The organism is Rhizobium sp. 01T444 (assembly GCF_056398305.1).
Map to the genome: position 1 here is coordinate 484,146 of NZ_JBFTPD010000003.1, position 17,718 is coordinate 501,863.

General features: G+C 59.9%; 9 protein-coding genes. All 9 read left to right on the forward strand.

Annotated features, from left to right (window positions below; all coding sequences use genetic code 11):
- The first annotated feature begins 124 nt into the window (after positions 1-124).
- The 9 genes from AC1DTN_RS07770 to AC1DTN_RS07810 all read left to right on the forward strand — a co-directional run bounded on the left by AC1DTN_RS07770 (position 125) and on the right by AC1DTN_RS07810 (position 17,508).
- Positions 125-1,183, forward strand: a complete 1,059-nt coding sequence (locus AC1DTN_RS07770; RefSeq protein ID WP_477920301.1) for a dipeptidase — start codon at positions 125-127, stop codon at positions 1,181-1,183.
- Between the two features lie 44 nt (positions 1,184-1,227).
- On the forward strand, positions 1,228-2,868 hold the full coding sequence (locus tag AC1DTN_RS07775) for an ABC transporter substrate-binding protein (RefSeq protein WP_113319863.1): 1,641 nt from the start codon (positions 1,228-1,230) through the stop codon (positions 2,866-2,868).
- A gap of 21 nt (positions 2,869-2,889) precedes the next feature.
- The gene (locus AC1DTN_RS07780) at positions 2,890-3,957 is read left to right on the forward strand and encodes an ABC transporter permease (protein ID WP_113319862.1); all 1,068 of its coding nucleotides are present in this window, start codon (positions 2,890-2,892) and stop codon (positions 3,955-3,957) included.
- Complete coding sequence (locus tag AC1DTN_RS07785) at positions 3,954-4,889, forward strand: ABC transporter permease (protein ID WP_477920302.1); 936 nt, start codon at positions 3,954-3,956, stop codon at positions 4,887-4,889. Before AC1DTN_RS07780 ends, AC1DTN_RS07785 begins: the two co-directional genes overlap by 4 nt.
- Positions 4,886-5,719 carry an ABC transporter ATP-binding protein gene (locus AC1DTN_RS07790; RefSeq protein ID WP_477920303.1) on the forward strand — a complete coding sequence of 278 codons (834 nt, stop codon included), beginning with the start codon at positions 4,886-4,888 and terminating at the stop codon, positions 5,717-5,719. The genes AC1DTN_RS07785 and AC1DTN_RS07790 overlap by 4 nt, the downstream gene beginning before the upstream one ends.
- Positions 5,716-6,465, forward strand: coding sequence for an ABC transporter ATP-binding protein (locus tag AC1DTN_RS07795; protein ID WP_477920304.1), 750 nt, complete (start codon positions 5,716-5,718; stop codon positions 6,463-6,465). Before AC1DTN_RS07790 ends, AC1DTN_RS07795 begins: the two co-directional genes overlap by 4 nt.
- A 162-nt stretch (positions 6,466-6,627) precedes the next feature.
- Positions 6,628-6,816: a hypothetical protein gene (locus tag AC1DTN_RS07800; protein WP_113319858.1), complete on the forward strand. Its 189-nt coding sequence runs from the start codon at positions 6,628-6,630 to the stop codon at positions 6,814-6,816.
- 858 nt (positions 6,817-7,674) lie between these two features.
- Positions 7,675-16,176: a glycoside hydrolase family 94 protein gene (locus AC1DTN_RS07805; protein WP_477920305.1), complete on the forward strand. Its 8,502-nt coding sequence runs from the start codon at positions 7,675-7,677 to the stop codon at positions 16,174-16,176.
- A gap of 99 nt (positions 16,177-16,275) precedes the next feature.
- Entirely contained in the window at positions 16,276-17,508 is a 1,233-nt protein-coding gene (locus tag AC1DTN_RS07810; RefSeq protein WP_477920306.1) for an OpgC family protein, read from the forward strand.
- Positions 17,509-17,718 lie beyond the last annotated feature (210 nt).

Consider the following 17,718-nt stretch of genomic DNA (forward strand, 5'->3'; position numbering starts at 1 on the left):
TTTTTGCATCGCAAAATTGCACGGTTTCTCCATTGCGCATTTGTAAAAAAATAGGTGGCGCTTTCTGCCAGCTTTTCTATTCTTGCCGCTTCGATCCGCCCGTTCGGGCAGTGCAGGAAAGCAGATGCAACTCGTATTCGACGGTCATAACGACGTTCTCCTTCGACTCTGGTCCCATGCGAAAGACGGAAGTGATCCGGTTGCGGAATTTGCTAACGGTACGACCGCAGGCCATATAGATGCTCCGCGGTCGAAGGCCGGCGGTCTGGCGGGCGGCCTTTGTGCCATCTACATTCCCTCGGGCGATCTGGTTTTTGCCGATCCGGATGGGAACGGCCACTACGCAACGCCGCTTGCTGCCCCCCTTGATCCACTGCCGTCGCTCACAATTGCTACGGAAATGGCGGCGATTGCGCTCCGGCTCGACCGTGCCGGCGCCTGGCGGCTCTGCCGCACGGTGAAAGATATCCGTAAGGCGATGGCATCAGGCATTTTCGCTGCTGTCATGCATATCGAAGGCTGCGAGGCGATCAGCGCCGATCTTGCTGCGCTTGATGTTTTTTATGCCGCCGGGCTGCGCTCGCTCGGCCCGGTGTGGAGCCGGCACAATATCTTCGGTCATGGCGTGCCCTTTGCCTTCCCGAGCTCGCCGGATACGGCGCCGGGTCTGACGGAAGCCGGCTTCGCGCTGGTGCGCGAGTGCAATCGTCTCGGCATCATGGTCGACCTTGCCCATATTACCGAGAAAGGCTTCTGGGATGTGGCGAAGACGAGCGATCAGCCGCTCGTAGCTAGCCATTCCAACGTCCACGCGCTGACGCCGCTCGCGCGCAACCTCACCGACAGGCAGCTCGATGCGATCCGTGAGCGTCGCGGCCTCGTCGGCGTGAACTACGCCACCGCGATGCTTCGTCCGGACGGCCGCTCAGATGCCGACACGCCGCTTTCCGACATGATCCGCCACATCGACTATCTCGTGAACCGCGTCGGGATCGATTGCGTTGCGCTCGGCTCGGACTTTGACGGTGCTACCATTCCGGAAGAAATCGGTGATGCCTCGGGCAACCAGAGGCTGATTGCCGCTCTCCGGCAAGCTGGCTATGGTGAGGAGGACTTGACCAAAATGGCCAGCGAAAACTGGCTTCGCATTCTGGCTTCGGCGTGGAGGGAAGAGGACGCTTGAAACCAAATAATAATTAGTAATCAATCAAAACAGGGGAACAAACCATGATGATTACCAAACTCAACCGCAGCTTCCGTCTTCTTTCCGCAGGGGCTGCCCTTTCGCTCCTGATGGTAGCAGCGCCTGCGGCCTTTGCAGAGACGCCGAAGGACACGCTCGTCGAAGGTTTTGCCATCGACGACATCATCACGATGGATCCGGGCGAAGCTTTCGAGCTTTCGACTGCGGAAGTCACAAGCAACACCTACAGCCTGCTCGTTCGTCTCGACATGAACGACACGTCAAAGATCAAGGGCGATCTCGCCGACAGCTGGACCGTTTCCGATGACGGCCTGACCTATACGTTCAAGCTGAAGCCGGATCTGAAGTTCGCCTCCGGCAATCCGATCACCGCCGAAGACGTTGCCTGGTCCTTCGAGCGTGCCGTGAAGCTCGACAAGAGCCCGGCCTTTATTCTCACCCAGTTCGGCCTGACCGGCGACAACGTCACCGAAAAGGCAAAGGCCGTCGATCCGACCACCTTCACCTTCACTGTCGACAAGGCCTATGCGCCGAGCTTCGTACTGAACTGCCTGACGGCAACGGTGGCTTCTGTCGTCGACAAGAAGCTGGTTCTCGATCATGTGAAACCGGTCACCGTCGATGCCGACCACAAATACGACAACGACTTCGGCAACGAGTGGCTGAAGACGAATTATGCCGGCTCCGGCGCTTACAAGCTGCGTGAGTGGCGCGCCAACGAAGTCGTCGTCATGGAGCGTAACGACAATTATTACGGCGAGAAGGCAAAGCTTAATCGCGTCATTTACCGCTACATGAAGGAAAGCTCCGCTCAGCGCCTGGCGCTTGAGGCCGGTGATATCGATATCGCCCGCAACCTGGAGCCCGGTGACCTCGACGCCGTGACCAAAAATGCGGATCTGGCGACGACTAATGCGCCGAAGAGCACGGTCTATTATGTCAGCCTTAACGGCAAGAACGAGAATCTGAAGAAGCCTGAGGTCCAGGAAGCCTTCAAATATCTGGTCGACTACGATGCAATCGGCGCGACCCTCATCAAGGGCATCGGCGAGATCCACCAGACTTTCCTGCCGACCGGCCAGCTCGGTGCGCTGAATGAGAACCCCTACAAGCTCGACGTTGCCAAGGCGAAGGAACTGCTCGCCAAGGCCGGCCTGCCGGATGGTTTCTCGGTCACCATGGATGTGCGCAACACGCAGCCAGTCACCGGCATTGCCGAATCCATGCAACAGACACTCGCCCAGGCCGGCGTGAAGATGGAAATCATCCCCGGTGACGGCAAGCAGACGTTGACCAAGTACCGCGCTCGCACGCACGACATATATATCGGCCAGTGGGGCTCGGACTATTTCGACCCGAACTCTAACGCCGACACGTTCACATCCAACCCGGACAATTCCGACGCCGGTACGGTGAAGACGCTCGCATGGCGCAATACCTGGGAAGCGCCCGAGCTCGACAAGGAAACGAAGGCTGCCCTTCTTGAACGTGACGCCGCTAAGCGTGCGGCCATGTATGAGGATGTCCAGAAAAAGTTCCTGGCCAACAGCCCCTTCGTCGTCATCTTCCAGCAGATCGAAGTGGCTGGCTATCGCAAGAGCCTCAAGGACTTCAAGCTGGGTCCCAGCTTCGACACGAACTATGTAGGCCCGATCTCGAAGTGATGAGCCGGCTAGGCTGATCCAGTGAGCATCGTCGAAACAAGACAGGAGGCGCGGCCCCGCAAGGGCCGTGCACTCTCCTTTGCGAAGGCGCTGGGGCGTTTCCTCTTCGCCGCCGCCACCACCTATCTCGGCCTTCTGGCCGTCACCTTCTTCATCGGCCGCGTTGTGCCGATCGATCCCGTGCTCGCCATACTCGGCGACCGCGCGCCGACCCATGTCGTGGAGCGAGTCCGCCGCGAGATGGGCTTTGACCTGCCGCTCTACGAGCAGTTCTATATCTATCTAAAAGGCATCCTTTCCGGTGATTTCGGCAATTCCGTCCTGACCACCAATCCGGTCATGGTCGATATTCGCCGCGTCTTCCCTGCGACGCTGGAACTTGCGACCGTCGGCACGATCATCGGCTCTGTTGTCGGTGTGCCGCTTGGCGTTCTCGCTGCCGTGCGCCGCGGCAGCATTGCCGACCAGGTCGTGCGCGTCATCGGCCTCGTCGGCTATTCGGTGCCGATCTTCTGGCTGGCGCTGATCTCGCTCGTCATCTTCTATGCGCGGCTGCGCTGGGTGGCTTTCCCCGGCCGTATCGACATCGTCTATGAGTACAGTTTTACGCCGGTCACCGGCTTCTATCTCCTCGATAGTGCCTGGCAGGGGCAGTGGGATGTTTTCTATGACGTCTTCCGCCACATCATCCTGCCGGCCTCGCTGCTGGGCTATTTCTCGCTCGCCTATATCAGCCGTATGACCCGCAGCTTCATGCTGAACGAGCTGTCGCAGGAATATGTGGTGGCAGCCCGCGCCAAGGGCCTATCGGAAACGCGGGTGATCTGGGGTCATGCGCTGAGAAACGCGGCGGTGCCGCTCGTCACCGTCATAGCGCTTTCCTATGCGGGCCTGCTTGAAGGCTCGGTGCTGACGGAAACGGTCTTCTCCTGGCCGGGCATCGGCCTCTACATCACCAACTCGCTGCAAAACGCCGACATGAACGCCGTACTTGGCGGCACGATCGTCATCGGCACGGTCTTTGTCGGCATCAACCTTATTTCCGATCTTCTCTATCGGATACTCGACCCGAGGACGCGCAACCGATGACGGTTCCGACCACGCCTTCCACGCCCTTGAGCCGCCGTGACTGGTTGCTGTCCGACCGGCCGCAGTCACGCATGCAGGCCCGGCTCGGCCGCGCCTACGTTACCTGGCGGCAGTTTACGGCAAACCGGCTTGCCGTCGTCGGCCTGCTGATCATCGTGGCGCTGCTACTGATTGCTGCCTTTGCCAATCTGATGGCCACCCACAATCCCGTTGTCGGCGATCTCATGAATGCCCGCCTGCTGCCGCCCGGCAGCGCCGGCTATCTGCTCGGCACCGACGATCAGGGCCGCGATATCTTCTCACGCCTCGTTTATGGCTCGCGGCTGACATTGCTCGTGGTCGTGCTGGTCGCCATCATCTCCGCGCCTGTTGGACTCATCGTCGGCACTGTGTCGGGCTATGCCGGAGGATGGGTGGATGCGACGCTGATGCGTATCACCGATATCTTCCTTGCCTTCCCGAAGCTCGTGCTGGCGCTTGCCTTCGTCGCAGCCCTCGGGCCCGGCATCCAGAACGCCATCATCGCCATCGCCATCACCTCCTGGCCACCTTATGCGCGCATCGCCCGCGCCGAGACACTGACGGTCCGGCGCTCCGACTATATCTCGGCGGTCAAGCTGATGGGCGCCTCGCCGCTGCGCATCATTATCAGGCACGTCATGCCGCTCTGTATTTCCTCGCTGATCGTGCGCGTGACGCTCGACATGGCGGGTATCATCCTGACGGCCGCCGGCCTCGGCTTCCTCGGCCTCGGCGCACAGCCGCCACTGCCGGAATGGGGCGCAATGATCGCCTCCGGGCGCCGCTTCATCCTCGACCAGTGGTGGGTCGCGGCCATGCCCGGCATTGCCATCCTCGTTGTCAGCCTCGGCTTCAACCTGTTGGGTGACGGCCTGCGCGATGCGCTCGATCCGAAGGAGGCCGGCCAATGAGCTCGCTTCTGACCGTCGAAAACCTGCGTGTCAGCTATCCGACCCGCACCGGTGTTATCGAGGCCGTGCGTCGCGTGTCGTTCACGCTCGGCAAGGAGCGTCTCGGTATCGTCGGCGAATCCGGCTCCGGCAAGTCGCAGACCGGCCGCGCCATCATGGGGCTGACACCGACGCACGGCGTCGTCACTGCCGACACGCTGGATTTCAGCGGCCTTGATCTCCTCAAGGCTTCGGCTGCCGAACGGCGCAAGCTGCGCGGCAAACGTATCGCCATGATCCTCCAGGATCCGAAATATTCGCTCGATCCGGTCATGACCATCGGCAAGCAGATCTGTGAAACATTGCGCACCCATGAGAAGGTCGGCAAAGGCGAGGCGCGGGATCGTGCGCTCGACATGCTGGAAGCGGTGCAGATCCGCGATCCCAACCGTGTCTTCRGTCTCTATCCTCACGAGGTTTCGGGTGGCATGGGCCAGCGCGCGATGATCGCCATGATGCTGATCGCCGGGCCGGAACTGCTGATCGCCGACGAGCCCACTTCGGCCCTCGACGTAACAGTCCAGCTCGATGTCTTGAGGATCATGGACCGGCTGGTGTCCGACCGTGGTATGGGGCTGATCTTCGTCTCCCACGATCTGAGACTCGTCTCCTCTTTCTGCGACCGTGTCATCGTCATGTATGCCGGTCGTATCGTCGAAGAGATCGCCGCATCCGAGCTTCGCAACGCGAAGCATCCCTATACGCAAGGCCTGCTGAACTGCATGCCGCAGATCGGTGAAGACAGGCATCCGCTGCCGGTTCTCGACCGCAAGCCGGAGTGGGCTCTATGAGTACGGCGCTGTCTGCAGACCACCTTGGTGTCGTCTACGACCATTTCCATGCGCTGAAGGATGTGAGCGTTTCCATCGAAAGCGGCGAATCCTTCGGCCTCGTCGGTGAGTCCGGCTCGGGCAAATCGACGCTGCTGCGCGCGGTCGCCGGGCTTGCGCCTGTCAGCGAGGGAACGATCCGCATTCACGGCGAGCCGCTTAAAGGTTCGAAGCGCAGCAAAGGCTTCTATCGAAGCGTCCAGATGGTCTTCCAGGATCCCTACGGGTCGCTGCATCCGCGCCAGACCGTCGACCGGCTGCTTCTGGAACCGCTCGCCATCCACGGTATCAGCGACAGCGAGAAGCGCATCGCACGGGCGCTTGACGAAGTCGGGCTCGGCAATGGTTTCCGCTTTCGCTACCCGCATCAGCTTTCCGGAGGCCAGCGGCAGCGTGTGGCGATCGCCCGCGCATTGATTGTCGAGCCATCTATCCTGCTGCTCGATGAGCCGACATCGGCGCTCGACGCCTCCGTACAGGCGGAGGTTCTCAATCTGCTGGAGCAGATCCGGCGGGACCGGAAACTGACATTCGTCATGGTCAGCCACGATCTTGGGGTCATCACCCATATGTGCAAGAGGCTTGCCGTGATGCGCGGCGGCGCTATTGTTGAACGGCTGACATCGGCCGAACTTGCCGCCGGGAGCGTTCACGAGGAGTACACGCGAAATTTGATGATCGCGAGCAAGGGTTTCGTGAAGGCTTGAAAGCCAATGTTTTCAAGCCCTTGAAAAATATCGCATGCCGTCGGCGTTAAGGATAATGTTTCCCTAAAACACGACCATTCGACTAGACTATTGACAGCTGCCTTAGTTCTGTCATGATCCCGTTAACGACCGTTAGCTTTCGTGATCGATGGAGGTTGAGGCATGTTCTTTCTCGGTGGGATGACCATGGGTTACCTCGATCCTCCTGTTAAGGTCGAGCGGAGGGAAACCGCCTCCGTGACTATCCCGGCAGAAAAGGATCGCCGGTTGATCGAGACATCCCCCAATGCACCCCAGAGCGACAGCGCCGTCGAGCGTTCCTGGATCTGGGCATGGCGCACGCTCTGCTGAGTTGGCGCCTGGGTGGATTTTCTCTTCCGTCTGCTCTGGACGGAATTTTATCTCTACCTACCTTATAGAGAATGTAAGAATATAAATGCGAGCTGGCAATTCGGCCGCAAAACAAACAGGCGGAGGCGACACATGGCAAATCTGGGTATTTCGCATACTCACGTGAACCAGTACGGATCCGTTCCGGCAAAGAAGCCGGTCACTACGCGGCACAGAATCCAGACCGCGATCCATGCAACATTTTTCACGGCGGCTTTCCTTTTCGTCGTCGCTATGGTTTGCGGCGTCGTCGGCTGACACCGGCGCGTTCGAGGCGCTGACTGATGGCGCCTATTTGATTGAATATTCTCCTATCCGGAACAATTGGGATGCGCTGGCATTCTCCTGACACTTCGGTGTTGTTTAGGGAGAGTGGTCGTGAAAGGCATCCTGCTATGGCAGATCGGTATCCCGATCCCATCGTCATCCTTCTTTACCTGTTCCACGCAATCTAGCCCATTCCGGAAAGTAGGCGTGAGGCGCTGATAGTGCCGGGAACGTCGTGCAGGCGCATGGATGTCGTCCATGCGCCTTTTTCACGTCGGGGGAAGGGCAGCGGAGAAACAGGGTCCTTTGACTTGAATTATCGCAAGAATGTCCAACTTTCCCGGGTGGCTTCGCAGGGAGGGCATAAGTCGGCCATGACCATCGCAAAGTTACGTCCGAAGCCGGTCGGTTCGTTGCTCCAAAGCGCTCCGACCGTCCGTTTATCTTGCTTTCCCGACTTCGAAGATGACCGGCGCGTTCATGCGAGAGTCATCGTAAGCAATGCAGAACCTAGCCGAAATCATAACGTCGTTTGGATCCAGAACCGAACCCATGGCCATTTCAAGTCCGTCTCCGAGCCTGTCGTACGAGCCTGAGAACAAGCAGATCGACCACAGTGATTCGATCCGCTCGACTTATCTGTCCAACGAGGACATCAGGGCCATGGGCGAAAGCGTAGCCTGCGGCACCGTGAGCGAGTTGCCGGCCTTCGCASCGTTCGATTTCTTTGCGCGCCACAAGGARAAYGAGAAGGAAATCCTGCGCGTCTAYCGCACAACYGCGACCGACGYCGAGGCCGGRGAGRCGATCACGCCRGCCGCCGAATGGCTGCTGGACAATCACTACATCGTCGAGGAAGCAATTCAGGAAGTCCGCCGCGACTTCCCGCGCCGGTTCTATCAAGAACTGCCGCTCATGAAAKTCGGCGGCGTCGAGATCCCCCGCACGCTCGTACTGGCCTGGCTTTATGTCGCCCATACTCACGGCACCATCTCACAGGAAAGCCTGACAGCGCTGGTCGACGGCTTCCAGCAGCACGAAACCCTCAAGATCGGTGAGCTCTGGGCGTTGCCGTCGCTGGTGCGCTACGTGCTGGTCGAAAACCTCCGTCGTATTTCGAGCCGCGTCGAGCGAAGCCGCCGCCTGCGCCGTCGCGCCAACGAGGCCGCCAACGAATTGGTGCGTCTCGCCGATACCGCAAAGGCTGCCGCCTATCTGAAGACGCTGGAAGAGCTTGCCGAGGATAACACTTTCTCGACCCAATTCCTCTACCGCATGCGTGATGGTTCGCAGACGTCGAGCCTGGCGATCTCCTGGCTCGACGAGCGTTTGGAAAAGCTTGGGCGCGACAGCGAGGAGGCGATGATGGCGGAGCATAGCCGCCTCTCCGCCGGCAATGTCACGATGGGCAACATCATCCGCAGCCTGCGCGAGATCAACGATGCGGAGTGGTCGGTTTGGGTCGAGCAGGTCAGCCACGTCGACAGGTTGCTCTGGGATCAGTCCGGCTACGGTGCTCTCGACTCCGGTTCGCGCAACAGCTATCGCCGGCAGATCGAAAGGCTTGCCAGGCGCTCGCCGCTGAGCGAGGTGCAAATCGCCCAGCTTGCTGTCGATATGGTGTCCGAGGCCAGGCTTTCCGATGAGCCGCTGCCGCATGAGCCTGACATTGGCGGCTTCATTGCGGGCGCTCAACGCCTAAAATTCGAAGCGCGCGCAGACTACCGCCCGACGCTGGCGCAGCACGTCATTCGCGCGGTGCGCAAATTCAATTGGATGGCCATCGCCATTCCGGTCGCGCTGATCACGATCATCGCCATGGGGATCGTCGGCGGGTTTATGGCCAATGCCGGCATGGGGTCGGTTGAAATCGCCCTGCTGCTCATCCTGTTCGCATTGCCGGCCTCGGAAGGTGCGAGCGGGCTTTTCAACACTGTTCTCTCTTTCTTCGTCACGCCGGCGCGGCTTGTCGGTTATGAGTTCAAACAAGGCATTCCGGAGGATGCGCGCACGCTCCTCGTCGTGCCGTGCTTGATTTCTGATCGCGATAGCGTCGATGAGATGGTGCGCAATCTCGAGGTCCATTATCTCGCCAATCCACGCGGCGAGATCTATTTCGCGTTGCTGAGCGACTGGCCGGATAGCGAGGTTGAGGAAACTTCCGCCGATCTCGAAGTGTTGGAATATGCACGCCGGGAGGTCGCTAATCTCTCAGCCCGCTATGCCCATGACGGCAAGACGCGCTTCTATCTGCTGCATCGCCGCCGCCTCTACAATCCATCTGAAGGTGTGTGGATGGGCTGGGAGCGCAAGCGCGGCAAGCTGCACGAGTTGAACCTGCTGCTGCGCGGCGACCGCGATACGACCTATCTGCCAGGCGCCAACACCGTGCCGGCCGATATAGAATATGTCATGACGCTCGATGCCGATACGCGCCTGATGCGCGATACCGTCACGAAACTCGTCGGCAAGCTCCATCATCCGATCAACCGCCCGGTCATTAACCCGGAAAGCGGGCGTGTCGAAAGCGGCTACGGCATTCTGCAGCCGCGCGTCACACCGTCGCTGACGACGGGCAAGGATGCGTCAGTCTTTCAACGCGTCTTTTCGATCAATCGCGGTCTCGATCCCTATGTTTTCACGGTTTCGGATGTCTATCAGGATCTTGCCGGCGAAGGCACATTCACCGGCAAGGGCCTCTATCATGTCGATGCCTTCGAGGCTTCACTGAAGGGGCGTATCGAGGAGAATTCGGTGCTCAGCCATGACCTTCTCGAAGGTTCGATGGCACGTTGCGCACTCGTCACCGATCTCGAACTCGTCGAGGACTTTCCGGTACGCTACGAGGTCGAAACCTCGCGCCAGCATCGCTGGGTGCGCGGCGATTGGCAGCTTCTGCCCTATATGTTCAGTCCGAAACACGGCGTCACCGCGCTCGGGCGCTGGAAGATGTTCGACAATCTGCGCCGGTCGCTGACACCGATCACCTGGTTCCTCGCTTCCGTGCTCGGCTGGTATCTGATGGAGCCATTTGGGGCGCTGATCTGGCAGATCCTGTTGATTTTCTGCCTATTCGTGGCGCCAACCCTTTCGCTCATCAATGGCATCATCCCGCGCAGCAGCGATATTGTCGCCAGCGCCCATCTTTATACTGTCTGGTCGGATATTGCGGCTGCCGATGCCCAGGTGGCGCTGCGCATCATCTTCATTGCTGACACCGTCTGCATGATGGTGGATGCTATCGGCCGATCGCTCTACCGTCTCTTAGTCAGCCGCAAGCTGCTCTTGCAGTGGCGCACTGCGGCCAGCGTCGGGGCAGGCAGGCAGGGTACCATCCTCTCCTACTATAGAGCGATGTGGCATGCTCCGGTTCTGGCGATTCTGTCGGTCGCTTTCGCCGCATTGTCGGGAAATAACTCATTCCTCGTTGGCATTCCCTTTGCGCTCCTTTGGATCTGCTCGCCCGTCGTCGCCTGGTATGTGAGCCAGTCGGCCGAGACGGAAGACCGGCTCGACGTGCCGGATGCAGTCTCCAGCGAGCTGCGCAAGATCGCGCGCCGCACCTGGCGCTACTTCGAGACCTTCACGACGGCGGAGCAGAACTATCTGCCGCCCGACAACGTGCAGGAAACGCCCCATGTCATCGTGGCGACGCGCACTTCGCCCACAAATATTGGCGTCTATCTCCTGTCCGTCATTTCCGGCCGCCATTTCGGCTGGTTCTCCTTCGAGGAGACTATCGAGCGCCTGGAGCAGACGATCGCCACGGTCGACCGCATGGAAAAGTTCCGCGGCCATCTCTTCAACTGGTATCACACCGATACGCTGCAGACGCTGGGACCTCGCTACGTATCGGCGGTCGACAGCGGCAATCTCGCTGGTCACCTGATTGCCATTTCCTCGGCCTGCCGTGACTGGGCGGAAGCACCCTCGGCACATGTCCAGGGCAATCTCGACGGTGTCGGTGACACGGCCGGCATTCTTGATGAAGTGCTGGCTGACCTGCCTGACGACCGCAAGACCGTGCGGCCGCTGCGCCGCCGTCTGGAAGAGCGAATTGCCGGCTTCCAGAATGCGCTTGCCGCCGTCAAGCGCGAGCACGAATTTGCGTCGATCCGTGTCATCAACCTTGCCGTTCTGGCGCGCGACATCCAGAACCTTGCCGGCAACTTGCATCACGAGGTGAAGTCGAAGCAGACGGAAGAGGTCACGTTGTGGGCGGCCTCGCTGGTCAAGGTCTGCGAGGCACACATCTCCGATAGTACCTTCGACCTTTCCAATATCGATGCGTTGCGCCCCCGCCTGATCGCGCTCCGCGACAAGGCCCGCGATCTCGCCTTTTCGATGGATTTCGGCTTCCTATACCGTCCGGAGCGTCGCCTGCTGTCGATCGGGTATCGCGTGGAAAGCGGCGAGCTCGATGCGGCCTGTTACGACCTTCTGGCTTCGGAATGCCGTCTTACCTCGCTCTTCGGTATCGCCAAGGGCGATTTGCCGACGGAGCATTGGTACAAGCTTGGACGCCAGGTCGTGCCGGTCGGCTCTCGTGGTGCACTGGTCTCCTGGTCCGGCTCGATGTTCGAATATCTGATGCCGCCGCTCGTCATGCAGGAGCGCGGCGGAGGCATCCTCAACCAGACCAACAATCTCGTCATTGTCGAACAGATGAACCATGCCCGTAAGCTCGGTACGCCCTGGGGCATCTCGGAAGCGGCCTTCAATGCCCGCGACCATAACCTCAACTATCAGTACACGAACTTCGGCGTGCCTACGCTCGGCCTGAAGCGCGGTCTCGGCCACAATGCCGTCATCGCGCCCTATGCCTCGCTGCTCGCCAGCCAATATGACCCGGAAGCATCGCTCGAAAACCTGCAGAGGCTTCGCAAGCTCGGCGCTCTCGGCAAGTTCGGCTTTCACGACGCCGTCGACTTCACGCCGACACGCGTTCCTGAAGGCAGGAAATGTGCAGTCGTCTATAATTACTATGCCCACCACCATGGCATGTCGATCGCCGCTGTCGCCAACGTTGCCTTCAACGGCCATCTGCGTGAACTCTTCCACTCCGATCCGGTCATCGAAGCGGCCGAACTGCTGCTGCAGGAAAAAGCGCCGCGCGACATCCCGGTCATGAGCGGCAAGGATGAATCCGATACGCCCGCCAGCATCCAGGACGAGTTGATGCGGCCCGTCATCCGTAAAATCGCCGATCCGGCATCGCGCGAACGAGAGCTCGTCTTCCTGTCGAACGGCCATTATTCCCTGATGCTGACTGCAACGGGCGCGGGTTATGCCCGCTGGAACGGTCTATCCGTCTCCCGCTGGAAGCCAGATCCGACCGAAGACCGCTGGGGCAATTTCATCTTCCTGCGCGATACGGTGACCAATGAATGGTGGTCGGCAACATCAGAACCGAAGCGCGTGGAGGGCGAAACAGTCCGAGTGGAGTTTGCTGACGAGAAGGCCGTGTTCAGCAAGGTTCTTGGCGAGCTTACGAGCGAGGTCGAATGTATCGTTGCCACCGAGCATGATGCGGAAGCCCGCCGCCTGACGCTGTTCAACATGGGTGCGGAGGATCGCTTCATTGAAGTGACGTCCTATCTCGAACCGGTCATCACATCCGACGACACGGACAACGCGCACCCGGCTTTCGCCCGCATGTTCGTCAAAACGGAGATCGACACGCGCGGCGATGTCATCCGTGCCGAGCGCAACAAGCGCGATCCGAACGAAGCGAATATGAGTATCGCGCATCTGATTGTCGACAACGCCGGGGATACGCGACATACGGAATTCGAAACGGAGCGGAGGACGTTCATCGGTCGTGGCCGCAGCCTTTCGAATGCCGCTGCTTTCGATCCGGGTGCCTGCCTTTCCGGCACCGACGGTTTCACGCTGGATCCTGTCCTGTCGTTGCGCCGGACTGTGCGCGTGCCGGCTGGCAAGAAGGTCAGCGTGATCTTCTGGACGATTGCAGCACCTAGCCGTGCCGAGGTGGATAAGGCCATCGATCGCTATCGCCATCCGGATGCCTTCAACCACGAAATCATCCAGGCCTGGACGCGTACACAGGTGCAGATGCGCCATGTCGGTGTCAGTTCGCAGCAGGCGGCAGCGTTCCAGTATCTCGGCCGCTATCTTGTCTATCCTGACATGCAGCTTCGCGGCGACTATGGCGCCGTCCGGGCCGGCATGCAGTCACAGTCGGCGCTCTGGCCGCTGGCGATTTCGGGCGATTTCCCGATCTTCACGCTGCGCATCGATGACGAGATGGATCTCGAAATCGCCCGCGAAGCGCTGCTGGCGCAGGAATATCTGCGTTCACGCGGGGTGACCGCCGATCTCGTCATCATGAACGAACGGGCCTCTTCCTATGCACAGGATATGCAGCACGCGCTCGACGCCATGTGCGAGGGCGTGCGCCGCATGGGCCAGGCCGATGGTCTGCGCCAGCACATCTTCGCAGTCCGTAAGGATCTAATGGAAGAGGGCACCTATCATGCACTGATCGCCGCCTCGCGCGTAACGCTGCATGCGAAGAACGGTAAGGTGGTTGATCAGATCAACCGCGCCCGCCTGCTGTTTACCCCTGTCAAGGAGGAGCCAGAGGACACGGAGACGCCGGTCAAGCGCATACCGCCTCTACCTGCCCCGGCTATCAAGACTATTGCCATCGAGGAGGAAGGCGATCTCGACTTCTGGAATGGCATCGGTGGCTTTGCCCGCGACGGCCGTGAATATGTCGTGCGCTTGCCGGGCGGGCGGGCGACGCCGCAGCCTTGGATCAATGTCATCTCGAATGACCGGTTCGGATTCCATGTGTCAGCCGAAGGTGCCGGTTTCACCTGGAGCGTCAATTCGCGTGATTACCAGCTCACCTCCTGGTCGAACGATGCAGTCATCAACCGTTCCGGCGAAGCCCTCTACATAGCGGACCTCGAAAGTGGCGCGGTTATGACGCCGTTTGCAAGGCTCTCCCGTCGCAACGATATCAGCTTCGAAGCGCGCCACGGTCTCGGTTACTCTACTTTCTCCAGCACGCAGCACGAGATCGCGCTGGAAGTGACGCAGACCGTGCATCGCGAAAAGCCGGTGAGGCTGCAGCGCCTGCGTCTGCGTAACGCCGGTTCGGCAAGCCGCAAGCTCAGGCTCTACGCCTATGTGGAATGGGTCCTTGGGAATAATCCGCAGAAGACCGCCCCTTTCATCCTGACGAAACGTGACGAAGAGACAGGCGCGCTGTTTGCGACGAACCCCTACAGCATCGACTATTCGGGTCGCACCGCCTTCCTCGCCGCAAGCGAGACGGTTTCGAGTTTCTCGGCAAGCCGTCGCGAGTTCATCGGCAAGAGCGGGACGATTGAGGCGCCTGTCGCCGTGACCACAGCCGCTGCTCTTTCCGGCTCCACGGACCTTGAAGGCGATCCAGCGGCGATCCTTGCGATCGATATCGAGCTCGGCGCTGACGAAGCGCGCGACGTCACTTTCTTCCTGGGTGATGCGTCCACCGAAGAGGAGGCGCGCACCCTGCTTGCCGATATCAGAAAGGCCTCGTTCGATGAAGCGGTGCAGGCGAACCGGGGCTTTTGGCAGGAGTTCACCGGCAAGCTGCAGATCTCGACGCCGGATCAAGGCATGAACAACCTCGTCAATACCTGGCTGCCCTATCAGAGCCTCGGCTGCCGCATCATGGCCAGGACGGCCTTCTACCAGGCGAGCGGCGCCTTCGGCTTCCGCGACCAGTTGCAGGATACACTCGCCTTCGTGCTGCAGGAGCCTGCGCTTGCGCGAGGCCAGATCATCAATGCGGCCTCGCGCCAGTTCCGCGAGGGGGACGTACAGCACTGGTGGCTGCCGGGGACGGGAGCCGGCGTACGCACCATAATCTCCGACGATGTCGTGTGGCTCGCCTATGCGATCGATCATTATTGCAGTGTCAGCGGTGACAAGAGCGTGCTCGACGAGCAGCTCGCCTTCCTCGAAGGTCCGGCGCTGCTGGAAGGCCAGCATGACTCCTTCTTCAAGCCGGAAATATCCGAGGATACGGTAAGCATCTACGAACATGCAGCCCTGGCGCTCGATCTCGCCATTGCTCGCAAGGGAACGAACGGCCTGCCGCTCTTCCTCGGTGGCGACTGGAATGACGGGATGAATCGCGTCGGCATCGGCGGCAGTGGCACGAGTGTCTGGCTTGGCTGGTTCCTTGCCGGCACACTGCGCACTTTCATACCGTATGCCGAAGACCGGGGCGACAAGGCCCGTGCGAAGCGCTGGAAGGCTCATCTCATCGAACTCAAGAAGGCGCTCGAAAGCGCTGCCTGGGACGGCGATTATTACCGCCGTGGCACTTTCGATGACGGCACGCCGCTCGGCTCGAAGGAGAGCCTGGAATGCCAGATCGATTCGATTGCACAGTCCTGGAGCGTGCTCTCAGGTGAAGGTGATCCGAAGCGGGCCATCAAGGCGATGGATGCGGTGCTCGACCGGCTGGTTGACGAAGATGCGCGGATCATCCGCCTCTTCACACCGCCTTTTGAAAGGTCGCTGAAGGATCCAGGTTATATCAAGGCCTATCCGCCGGGCGTTCGCGAGAATGGTGGCCAGTACACACACGCCTCGACCTGGGTGGTCATGGCGCTGGCGGAATTGAAGCGGGGTGACGATGCCCTGCGCTGCTTCCAGATCCTCAATCCGATCACCCATTCGCTGGACAAGGCGGCGGCCGAACGGTATCGCGTCGAGCCCTATGTCGTGGCGGCCGATGTCTATGGCCATGCCCCCTATGTCGGGCGCGGTGGCTGGACCTGGTACACCGGCTCGGCCGGCTGGCTCTACCGCGCGGCGGTGGAAGGTATCCTCGGTATCCGGCTAAAGGGTGGACAACTTTTTGTGAACCCGTCGCTCCCTTCCAATTGGGACGGGTTTGCGGCAGAGATCGAACGCGACGGAAGCAAATACCGCATTTCGGTCTCAAAAGCGTCCAATGCTGAAGGCTACACTCTGTCGATAAACGGCAGCGAAGTCGCCAATCCCCACGAGGGATATCCGGTCGGATAACAGCAATCTCCAAGCTGATTTTCCGACGATTCGCACGGCCAAAGGGGGAACCCTTTTGGCCGGCGTAGCGTTTGCAAAACGGATAACAGGAGAGACACCATGGCAGGTATGCCGACCAAAGCCATTGGCGCCCAACGAAGTTCCATATCAGTGGCGGCGTCCAAGCGTGATACGAGGCTCGATGTGATTCGTGGTCTCGCGCTCATCACGATCTTCATCAATCACGTTCCGGGGCAAATCTTCGAATATATCACGACCAAGAATTTCGGCTTTTCCGATGCCGCCGAAGCCTTCGTGCTGATCTCGGGCATTGCAGTCGGTCTTGCCTATGGCTCGCGCTTCAAAGCGGGTAAGCGGCTGGAAATGGCGATCAAGGCGGCAAAGCGTGCCTTCACGCTTTATCTTGCCCATATGATCACCACTTTCGTGACGCTTGCGCTGTTCATCTGCGGCGCCTGGTTGTTCCACCGGCCGGGGCTATTGGTCGAGATTAATATTCTGGCGGTGCTGATGAACCTGAAGGAGGGCATTCCCGCACTGCTCTTGCTCGGCCATCAGATCGGCTACAACAATATCCTGCCGATGTACGGCGCGCTGATGCTGATGGTGCCGTTGATCCTGCTGCTGAACGAGAAGAGCGCGTTGCTGGCGCTTGCCGTTTCCGGCACCGTCTGGCTGCTTGCGGGCATTTACCAGATCGCGCCGCAGAACATGCTTTTCGAGGGAGACTGGTTCCTCAATCCCTTCTCCTGGCAGTTCCTGTTCACGATCGGCATCGTGTCGATGATGCATGTCAAGCGCGGCGGCACGCTTCCCCACCATCCGCTGCTTTTCGCGCTGGCACTCGGCTATGTCGTGCTCTCCTTCATCTGGGTGACGGCGCGTCTTTGGGATATCGGAAACTATCTTGCAGCACTTGGCCTGCCTGCCGTGCTGACCGGCTTCGACAAGACATTCCTGTCGCTGCCGCGCTTCCTGCATGTGCTGGCGCTCGCCTATCTGGTGATCAATATTCCGACGGTGTCCCAGGCTTTCCGCCGCCCGGCCGATCATCCGCTGACGATCCTCGGCCGGCACTCGCTCAATATCTTTGTCGCCGGCACCATCCTGGCGATGGTCGGGCAGGTGCTGCTCTACATTACCAACCGTGACCAGATCATCGGTCCGATCTTTGTGCTTGTCGGCATCGCCGCCCAGTTCGCCTATGCCTATCATCTCGAATACAAGCGCGAACAGGAAAACACTCGGCCTCTTGCCAGCGGCGGCGCTATTCCGGTGCCCGTCCGCATCAGCCGTGGAGTGGACGCCTATAGCCAGGGCAAGCGCAAATAGGCAGGCTTCCTTAAGGAATACGGAGCCGGCGGTTGAAGAGGCCGCCGGCTTTTTCGCCGAGCGTTGGGTGGTTACGCCTTGACGCAGTTGTTCCAGGTGGAATGCGCAGCCGCAAGCGGGACCTCCGGGATCACTATGAGATTTTGATTTTTTAGCTGTTCATCACGAATGGAACGGCTACGCGCCTCGCTCCATTTTGGCTTCCTGAGG

Excerpts from the sequence above, each read along its gene's own strand:
- AC1DTN_RS07775 (WP_113319863.1), top strand. The coding sequence starts at position 1,228 with ATGATGATTACCAAACTCAACCGCAGCTTCCGTCTTCTTTCCGCAGGG.
- AC1DTN_RS07810 (WP_477920306.1), top strand. The coding sequence starts at position 16,276 with ATGGCAGGTATGCCGACCAAAGCCATTGGCGCCCAACGAAGTTCCATA.
- AC1DTN_RS07795 (WP_477920304.1), top strand. The coding sequence starts at position 5,716 with ATGAGTACGGCGCTGTCTGCAGACCACCTTGGTGTCGTCTACGACCAT.
- AC1DTN_RS07800 (WP_113319858.1), top strand. The coding sequence starts at position 6,628 with ATGTTCTTTCTCGGTGGGATGACCATGGGTTACCTCGATCCTCCTGTT.
- AC1DTN_RS07785 (WP_477920302.1), top strand. The coding sequence starts at position 3,954 with ATGACGGTTCCGACCACGCCTTCCACGCCCTTGAGCCGCCGTGACTGG.
- AC1DTN_RS07770 (WP_477920301.1), top strand. The coding sequence starts at position 125 with ATGCAACTCGTATTCGACGGTCATAACGACGTTCTCCTTCGACTCTGG.